Below are 6,703 nucleotides of genomic sequence, written 5' to 3' on the forward strand. Positions count from 1 at the left end.
GTGAAGTAGGCCATGGCTCAGGAGTGCTGACTTGACCGTAGGCGTCCTCGGCAGCTTGCGCCTGGCCAATAAAAAAGGGGGTTGCCACACCCCCTTGAGAATCTCCCTTGCCCGACCCGAAGGTCGTGGGTGAATGATGCGCTGCCTCAAGGCTTTGAACTGTTGCTCTTGTAACGCTCTGCGCTCTCTGTGGGCTCCCGCTGACAGGGTTGGGTGATCAAAACAACCGTTTGGCCATGACTTCAACGGGCCGCGCTGTGCGCTTGATCGTGTTGATCCTGTTGCTGGCCCTTGGGGTGGTGATGTGTACCTGGCTCGGGGATGGTCCGCCCCCTGTGAACAACACAGAGGCGGATGAAGCAATGCCTGCGCTGCAGGCCCAATAGTTCTGATCGCCCTGGACAACCTGCCTGGCTTGCGTAACGATTAAGACCGAACTTCTTGGTTTGGCGGCAAAGCAAAGCAATGCCCACTCCAAAGCGTTGGCAAGCGGTTTGAGTTGATGGAGATCCTGATCCATCTTCCTGCCGTGATGGTCGCTGCTTCGGCGGCTTTCATGGGCTACTCCTATTACTCCGCGGCCGTCCAGCGGGCAGCCAAGCGGGAGCGACTGCGTCAGCCGGGCTATTCCCAGGTCGTGGGCTTCTCGCCTCGAACCCTGGATCCGCAGCGCTCCGATCTGGAGCAGCCTCGCGATTGGGACGTGGCCGCATGAGTCAGCGCTGGCCTTGGCTCGTGCTGTTGCTCTTGGGGACCCTTGCTGCCGTGGTGGCCTGGTTCTGGGTGGACCACCGCCAGGTCTGTGCCCGCTGGGCCTCGATGCAGCTGACAGATGCCGAGGCGATGCAGCAATTGCGCCTGAAGCCTGGCCGCTACAACGCCTATTCCACGGTTCTTGGCTACTGCCGTTACTACCGAGCGGGCTCAGGCCAGCAGCAGTAACCCCAGGGCGGCCAGGGCAGCACTGATCAGCCAGAACCCAACGACAACCTGCTGTTCGGCTGCTCCGCCCAGTTCGAAGTGGTGATGCAAGGGCGCCATGCGGAAGACCCGCCTGCCGACTCCATCGGGGCCTTTGGTGGCTTTGAAGACCCAGACCTGAACGATCACCGAGAGGGACTCCGCCAGGAAGATTCCCCCCATCAAGAGCAGGGCCCAAAGGCTGTCGCTCAGCAGCGCGACGGCCGCGAGGGCGGCGCCCATCGCCAGGGAGCCGGTGTCTCCCATGAACACCCGTGCCGGGTGTCGATTGAACAGCAGAAAGCCCAGCCAGCAGCCGGCCATGGCGGCGGAGAAGGCGGCCAGGGCGGGGTCCCCCTGGTTTCCCCTCAGCATCAGCTGGACCCCCATGCCGCTGAAGACGATGGCTCCGCATCCGGCCGCCAGGCCATCGAGGCCATCGGTGAGGTTGGTGGCGTTGCTCTCCGCCAGAAAGACAAACAATCCCAGGGGCCAGATCAAGAGGCCCAGCGGCAGGATCCAGCCCAGGGGCAGGGCGATGCTGTCTGTGATCAGTTCATGCCAAGCGGCCCAAGCGAGGAAGCCGCCGGCGCTGAGGGCCTGCAGCAGCAGCTTGCCGCTGGGGGAGAGGCCGGTGTTGTGGCGCTTGGTCAAGCTGCGCCAGTCATCGAATCCGCCGATGGCCATGTAGGCCAGGGTGATGGCCGCGACTCCGGGTAGGCGCAGGTCGCTGGGGGCAATCAGCCCACCGATCAGGACGCCGACAGGCACCACCAGCAGTCCACCCATGGTCGGGGTGCCCGCTTTGCTGAGGTGGCTCTGCGGCCCCTCCTGGCGGATGACCTGGCCCAGCTTGAGGTTCCGCAGGCGCGGCACACCCCAGGCGCAGACCACCGCGCTGATCGCTGCGGCCACGAGCAGGGGCACGGTGAGCTGCGGCGTCCGCGTGAACCAGTCGCAGCCGGCAGAGACCCCAAGCAGCAATAAGCCCAGCAGCAGCGCCAGTTGGCGGCTGTTGCTGGGCATCGAGGCGATGAGCCTGCTGGTGGAGACCACAGAGGTGGGGGGAATCAGTCCTCCCAGTTTTCCTCGTTTTGCTCGTCGTCGGCCTTGTAGTCCTCTTTCTCGCCCATCAGTGCGGAGAGTTCTTCTTCTTCCACGGTGCTGACGTCGCTGGTGGCGGCTTCCTCATCGACCACCAGGCGGCCGCTGGTCTCGAGCCAGCTCAACAGGTCGGGCTCTTCCCGCAGGGGCAGCACCGGGGCGGGTTCGCTGCGGCCGTAACGGGTCAGCGAGGGGTTAATGCCATCCAGCTGGGAGAGGCTGGTGCTGAGGTTGCTGCTCATCGCGTGAGGCCCGTCGGACGTCGGTGTACAGGTTTGCCGGGTTCGTAGCTACCCAGCTGGCGCCAATCCGCCATCCTATCTGAGACTCTCCCCAAGGCTCTTATGACATGGCGGCTGTGGCCGGCTTGGGGTGCAGCCCTGGCCATCAGTGCGGGCTTGGTCTGGGCCGGGAAGCGTTGGAGCACGCCCCTGCTGGAGCAGTCCTGGGCCCTCGCGCGGCCTGAGCTGGCAGCGGTTCTGGCCTTGGCCCTGGTGCTGGTTCCGCCTTTGGGCATGGCCGGTTGGCTGGCCTTCCAGATGATCCGCCACCGCGACAGTGGAGAATCGATCGATTGCGCGCATGGAGAGCGTTGATGGGCCGGGCCAAGAAGGCTGTGCTGGCGTATTCCGGTGGTGTGGATACCAGCGTCTGTATTCCCTATCTCAAGAACGAGTGGGGCGTGGAGGAGGTCATTACCTTCGCTGCGGATCTGGGACAGGGGGATGAGCTTGAGCCCATCCGTCAGAAGGCTCTGGACTCCGGTGCTAGCCAGTCGATCGTGGGTGACCTGATCGAGCCGTTCATCCGTGATTTCGCCTTCCCGGCGATCCGGGCCAACGCCCTCTACGAAGGTCGCTATCCCCTCTCCACGGCCCTGGCGCGTCCTCTGATCGCCCGCCGCCTGGTGGAGATTGCCCGCGAAGTCGGTGCGGATGCCGTGGCCCATGGCTGCACGGGCAAGGGCAACGACCAGGTGCGCTTCGACGTGGCGATCGGCGCCCTGGCGCCGGATTTGAAGGTCCTGACTCCGGCGCGGGAATGGGGCATGAGCCGTGAGGAGACGATCGCCTACGGCGAGCGTTGCGGGATCCCTTCCCCGGTGAGCAAGAAGTCGCCCTATTCGATCGACCTCAACCTGCTGGGTCGCTCGATTGAGGCCGGACCTCTGGAGGATCCCAACGTGGAACCCCCTGAGGAGATCTATGCCCTCACCGTCAGCGTGGAGGCGGCCCCGGAGCAGGCCCAGGTGGTGGAGATCGGCTTCGAGAACGGCAATCCCGTCAGCATCGATGGCGAGCGCCTGGATCCCGTCAGCCTGATCCGCCGCGCCAATGCCCTGGCCGGCAGCCACGGCTATGGCCGTCTCGACATGATCGAGAACCGCGTGGTGGGGATCAAGAGCCGTGAGATTTACGAAACCCCCGGTTTGCTGCTGCTGATCAAGGCCCACCAGGAACTGGAGAGCCTGACCCTGGCGGCGGACGTGCTGCGCAGCAAGCGTCAGCTGGAGCAGCAGTGGGCCGATGTGGTCTACCAAGGCCTTTGGTACGGCCCGTTGAAGGATGCGCTGGATGGCTTCATCGATCGCACCCAGCGCACCGTCAACGGCACGGTCAAGGTGAAGCTGCACAAGGGCAACGCCACCGTCGTCGGCCGCAGCAGCGCCAACAGCCTCTACGTGCCTGACATGGCCACCTACGACGCCGGGGATCAGTTCGATCACCGCGCCGCCGAGGGCTTCATCTACGTCTGGGGTCTGCCGACCCGTCTCTGGGCGAACAGCCAGCGCTAGGGCCTGCTTCAGGCCGCCACTGACGGGTCCTGGTTCTGGGGCCAGAGCGCCCGCACCCGGGATCCCATCCGCGGCTGCGCCGGCTGCAGTGGAAGAACCAGGGGCTCCTCCCGCTGGGAGCCCTGCTGGAGCCGTTCGTTGTCGGCGCTCAAGAGCCGCTGGCGCTCAAGGATTGGCTCGAGCCGCTGGCTGAACTTCCGCTCAAAAATGCCGGGCAACTCCGCCAGCAGGGCCTCCAGTTCGGCGATCTGCTCCTGTGCGCGCTCCAGCTCCTGTTGGCTTTTGGCCAAGGCCGCCTGCAGGTCTTGGTGCTCCAACGGCTGGTCAATAAAAAACCTCCTGGAACCTAACCAAGGCTCCAGGAGGGAACAAGGGGCGAGATGCCTTTCGAGATCAGGCGTCTGCGGTCTGCAGAGCGGCTTCGTCGCTGGTGGCCTGGGGTGCAGGGCCGCTGCGGGGAGCGGGCAGGGGGCCGTCCTGCTTGACGGTCAGGTAGCGGATCACGTCTTCGCTCAGGCGCATGGCCTTCTCGAGAGCTGCCACCTGTTGGCCGTCGCCGTTGTGGGCCAGCTGCACGTAGATGCCTTCCTTGTGCTTGGCAATGGTGTAGGCCAGGCGGCGCTTGCCGCGCATCTGGCAATCCAGAACCTCAGCACCGGCTTCGGTGACGAGATCGCGGTACTTGGTGATATGGGTTTCCACCTCTTCCTCCGGGATGTCCGGACGAAGGATGTACATCGTTTCGTAGTAGGGCTGCGACATGGCTTACGCGATCCGACGTGGACGCCGAAAGGGACGGTGGCTGATGGGGTGGGGGTGAGCCCGGTTCATCAGCGGCGGATCGTCCACCCTACAGCTGCATGCGAACCGCTTCAGACAGGCTGGGGATGTCGGCTTCCTTGCCGCGCAGGCACTGGATGATCCCGAACAGCACCAGCACGAGCATCCCCAGGAAGACGGTGTTGGCCAGGGTCCGCACCGCAAAGTTCCCGCCCAGGGGGGCGAGCAGCAGGTTGAACGCCAGGGACAGCACGATCAGGATGATGTCCAGCAGGATGGCCTGCAGGGCGTTGAAGCGGATGAAGTAGGGGACCCGCTGGTTGCGCACCACGCCCAGAAAGAGCACCAAAAACAGGATGAACCCGCCGAAGGGAATGGCCTGCTCGATCAGCACCAGCGGCAGGGCCGGCAGGCTCAACCACTGCAGAACAGGAAACAGGCTCGTCAGGGAGCGCCCGAAGGGCAGACCATCGCTCCAGGGCAGGAGATAGGTCAGCAAGGCCAGAAGCCGCTGCCAACTGGGGATCGTCATCGCACTCCGTCGCCTTGGGTGTGACGTTAGAGCTGGCGCAGGGCGGCCTGGTGCATGACCTCGACGGGCACCTCGCTCCTGCCGCTCCAGAGGCGCAGGGAGGCGGCCCCCTGCTCCACCAGCATGCGCAGGCCATCCAGGCTGCGGCAGCCTTTGGCCGTTGCCCGCTGCAGTAGCGCGGTCGGCCGAGGTGTGTAGATCAAGTCGTAGACCCAGGCCTCGGCTGAAAGCGCCGCGAGTTCGCTGTCACTGAGGGGGCAGGCCTGGGCGGCGGCGGGGTCCGTGGCCGAGGCCATGCCCACGGGCGTGGTGTTCACCAGCAGATCCGCCTGGGCGAGGGTTGCGGCGATTCCGCTGTCCCAGCTGAGGGTGCTGAGTTGGGGCGCCCAGCTCCGGCAGTCCGCCTGGAAGGCCTCGAGGGCTTCCGGCCGTCGCCCGGCCAGAACGATCTCGGCAAAGCCCAGCTCCACCAGACCGGCGACGACGGCGCGGGCACTGCCGCCGCAGCCGAGCACCAGCGCCCGCTTGCTGCTCCAGCTGACCTCCCGCAGCGGCGCGCAGAAGCCTTCCACATCGGTGTTGGTGCCAAGCCAGCCGCCCCCCTGGCGTGGCACCAGGGTGTTGACGGCCCCCAGGCGCTCGGCCAGGGGGCTCAGCTCGCTGCAGAGCGGCGCCACGGCCTGCTTGTGGGGAATGGTGACGTTGAGGCCGCGGCAGCCCATCGCTTCGAGGGCCTGGATAACGGTGCTCAGCTCAGCCGTTGGCGTGGGTAGGGCCAGGTAGGCCCAGTCCAGGCCCATGGCCTCGAGTGCCGCGTTGTGCATCACCGGCGAAAGGGAGTGGCGCACCGGATCGCCCAGTACCCCCACAAGCGCGGTGCTGCCTTGGATTCGGGCCTCGGCGTTCACGGTGGTTCGGGCACTGTTCGGCAACCACACCTAGCCCCACCCGGGTGCCGCTGCAGAGGATGTCTGCAGTTCAGAGGTCACCCATGGGCAAGGTTGTCGGTATCGACCTTGGCACCACCAACAGTTGCGTGTCAGTCATGGAGGGCGGCAAGCCCACCGTGATTGCCAATGCCGAGGGCTTCCGCACCACGCCCTCCGTGGTGGCATACACCAAAAACCAGGATCAGCTGGTGGGTCAAATCGCCAAGCGCCAGGCGGTGATGAACCCGGAAAACACCTTCTATTCCGTCAAGCGTTTCATCGGACGCCGGGTGGACGAGGTGAACGAAGAGTCCAAGGAAGTGAGCTACGGCGTCGAGAAGGCCGGCTCCAACGTCAAGGTCAAGTGCCCCGTCCTCAACAAGCAATTTGCTCCTGAGGAAGTCAGCGCTCAGGTCCTGCGCAAGCTGGCCGAAGACGCCGGTAAGTACCTCGGCGAGACCGTGACCCAAGCGGTCATCACCGTTCCCGCCTACTTCAACGACTCCCAGCGCCAGGCCACCAAGGACGCCGGCAAGATCGCTGGCCTTGAGGTGCTGCGCATCATCAACGAGCCCACCGCGGCTGCCCTGGCCTACGGCCTGG

12 protein-coding genes are annotated in these 6,703 nt (G+C 65.1%); 6 read left to right on the forward strand and 6 right to left on the reverse strand.

The genetic code is table 11. The features are described from left to right. The first annotated feature begins 236 nt into the window (after nucleotides 1-236). From QZ184_RS09015 to QZ184_RS09025, 3 genes are all read left to right on the forward strand, one after another. Nucleotides 237-386 (forward strand): hypothetical protein, encoded by a 150-nt coding sequence (locus tag QZ184_RS09015; RefSeq protein ID WP_296419195.1) that lies wholly within the window; start codon nucleotides 237-239, stop codon nucleotides 384-386. Nucleotides 387-502: 116 nt separating this feature from the next. After that, nucleotides 503-715, forward strand: a complete 213-nt coding sequence (locus QZ184_RS09020) for a hypothetical protein (RefSeq protein WP_010313856.1) — start codon at nucleotides 503-505, stop codon at nucleotides 713-715. Continuing rightward, nucleotides 712-942 (forward strand): hypothetical protein, encoded by a 231-nt coding sequence (locus QZ184_RS09025; protein ID WP_029626059.1) that lies wholly within the window; start codon nucleotides 712-714, stop codon nucleotides 940-942. The genes QZ184_RS09020 and QZ184_RS09025 overlap by 4 nt, the downstream gene beginning before the upstream one ends. On the opposite strand, the gene mraY is transcribed toward QZ184_RS09025, so the two are convergent. Continuing rightward, complete coding sequence (gene mraY, locus QZ184_RS09030; RefSeq protein WP_296419197.1) at nucleotides 925-1,986, reverse strand: phospho-N-acetylmuramoyl-pentapeptide-transferase; 1,062 nt, start codon at nucleotides 1,984-1,986, stop codon at nucleotides 925-927. The two genes, QZ184_RS09025 and mraY, sit on opposite strands and share 18 nt — an antisense overlap. Nucleotides 1,987-2,030: 44 nt before the next feature. After that, complete coding sequence (locus QZ184_RS09035; protein WP_010313850.1) at nucleotides 2,031-2,306, reverse strand: DUF3134 domain-containing protein; 276 nt, start codon at nucleotides 2,304-2,306, stop codon at nucleotides 2,031-2,033. A 102-nt stretch (nucleotides 2,307-2,408) separates the two neighbouring features. Here QZ184_RS09035 and QZ184_RS09040 point away from each other — a divergent pair, with 102 nt between their 5' ends. After that, on the forward strand, nucleotides 2,409-2,660 hold the full coding sequence (locus QZ184_RS09040) for a hypothetical protein (RefSeq protein WP_247476655.1): 252 nt from the start codon (nucleotides 2,409-2,411) through the stop codon (nucleotides 2,658-2,660). Further along, on the forward strand, nucleotides 2,660-3,859 hold the full coding sequence (locus QZ184_RS09045; RefSeq protein ID WP_010313846.1) for an argininosuccinate synthase: 1,200 nt from the start codon (nucleotides 2,660-2,662) through the stop codon (nucleotides 3,857-3,859). The genes QZ184_RS09040 and QZ184_RS09045 overlap by 1 nt, the downstream gene beginning before the upstream one ends. A gap of 8 nt (nucleotides 3,860-3,867) precedes the next feature. On the opposite strand, the gene QZ184_RS09050 is transcribed toward QZ184_RS09045, so the two are convergent. The 4 genes from QZ184_RS09050 to QZ184_RS09065 all read right to left on the reverse strand — a co-directional run bounded on the left by QZ184_RS09050 (nucleotide 3,868) and on the right by QZ184_RS09065 (nucleotide 6,079). Next, nucleotides 3,868-4,176 carry a hypothetical protein gene (locus tag QZ184_RS09050; protein WP_247476659.1) on the reverse strand — a complete coding sequence of 103 codons (309 nt, stop codon included), beginning with the start codon at nucleotides 4,174-4,176 and terminating at the stop codon, nucleotides 3,868-3,870. 76 nt (nucleotides 4,177-4,252) lie between these two features. Next, a complete protein-coding gene (gene rpsF, locus QZ184_RS09055) occupies nucleotides 4,253-4,621 on the reverse strand; it encodes a 30S ribosomal protein S6 (RefSeq protein ID WP_029626057.1) in 369 nt (122 codons plus the stop codon). Nucleotides 4,622-4,709: 88 nt separating this feature from the next. Further along, nucleotides 4,710-5,171, reverse strand: a complete 462-nt coding sequence (locus tag QZ184_RS09060; RefSeq protein ID WP_010313838.1) for a Tic20 family protein — start codon at nucleotides 5,169-5,171, stop codon at nucleotides 4,710-4,712. 26 nt (nucleotides 5,172-5,197) lie between these two features. Then, nucleotides 5,198-6,079, reverse strand: a complete 882-nt coding sequence (locus QZ184_RS09065; RefSeq protein ID WP_296419198.1) for a shikimate dehydrogenase — start codon at nucleotides 6,077-6,079, stop codon at nucleotides 5,198-5,200. 83 nt (nucleotides 6,080-6,162) lie between these two features. Between QZ184_RS09065 and QZ184_RS09070 the strand changes: the two genes are divergently transcribed. Beyond that, the coding region (locus QZ184_RS09070; protein WP_296419199.1) for an Hsp70 family protein at nucleotides 6,163-6,703 on the forward strand (541 nt) is incomplete at its 3' end.

The organism is Vulcanococcus sp. DEBay_Sum22DG08_74, assembly GCF_017852955.1.
GTDB lineage: Bacteria > Cyanobacteriota > Cyanobacteriia > PCC-6307 > Cyanobiaceae > Vulcanococcus.

What these genes read in the sequence shown, in the direction of transcription:
- QZ184_RS09015 (WP_296419195.1), top strand. Translation starts at nt 237, where the DNA reads ATGACTTCAACGGGCCGCGCTGTGCGCTTGATCGTGTTGATCCTGTTG.
- mraY (WP_296419197.1), bottom strand. Translation starts at nt 1,986, where the DNA reads ATGCCCAGCAACAGCCGCCAACTGGCGCTGCTGCTGGGCTTATTGCTG.
- rpsF (WP_029626057.1), bottom strand. Translation starts at nt 4,621, where the DNA reads ATGTCGCAGCCCTACTACGAAACGATGTACATCCTTCGTCCGGACATC.
- QZ184_RS09035 (WP_010313850.1), bottom strand. Translation starts at nt 2,306, where the DNA reads ATGAGCAGCAACCTCAGCACCAGCCTCTCCCAGCTGGATGGCATTAAC.
- QZ184_RS09025 (WP_029626059.1), top strand. Translation starts at nt 712, where the DNA reads ATGAGTCAGCGCTGGCCTTGGCTCGTGCTGTTGCTCTTGGGGACCCTT.
- QZ184_RS09020 (WP_010313856.1), top strand. Translation starts at nt 503, where the DNA reads ATGGAGATCCTGATCCATCTTCCTGCCGTGATGGTCGCTGCTTCGGCG.
- QZ184_RS09040 (WP_247476655.1), top strand. Translation starts at nt 2,409, where the DNA reads ATGACATGGCGGCTGTGGCCGGCTTGGGGTGCAGCCCTGGCCATCAGT.
- QZ184_RS09060 (WP_010313838.1), bottom strand. Translation starts at nt 5,171, where the DNA reads ATGACGATCCCCAGTTGGCAGCGGCTTCTGGCCTTGCTGACCTATCTC.
- QZ184_RS09045 (WP_010313846.1), top strand. Translation starts at nt 2,660, where the DNA reads ATGGGCCGGGCCAAGAAGGCTGTGCTGGCGTATTCCGGTGGTGTGGAT.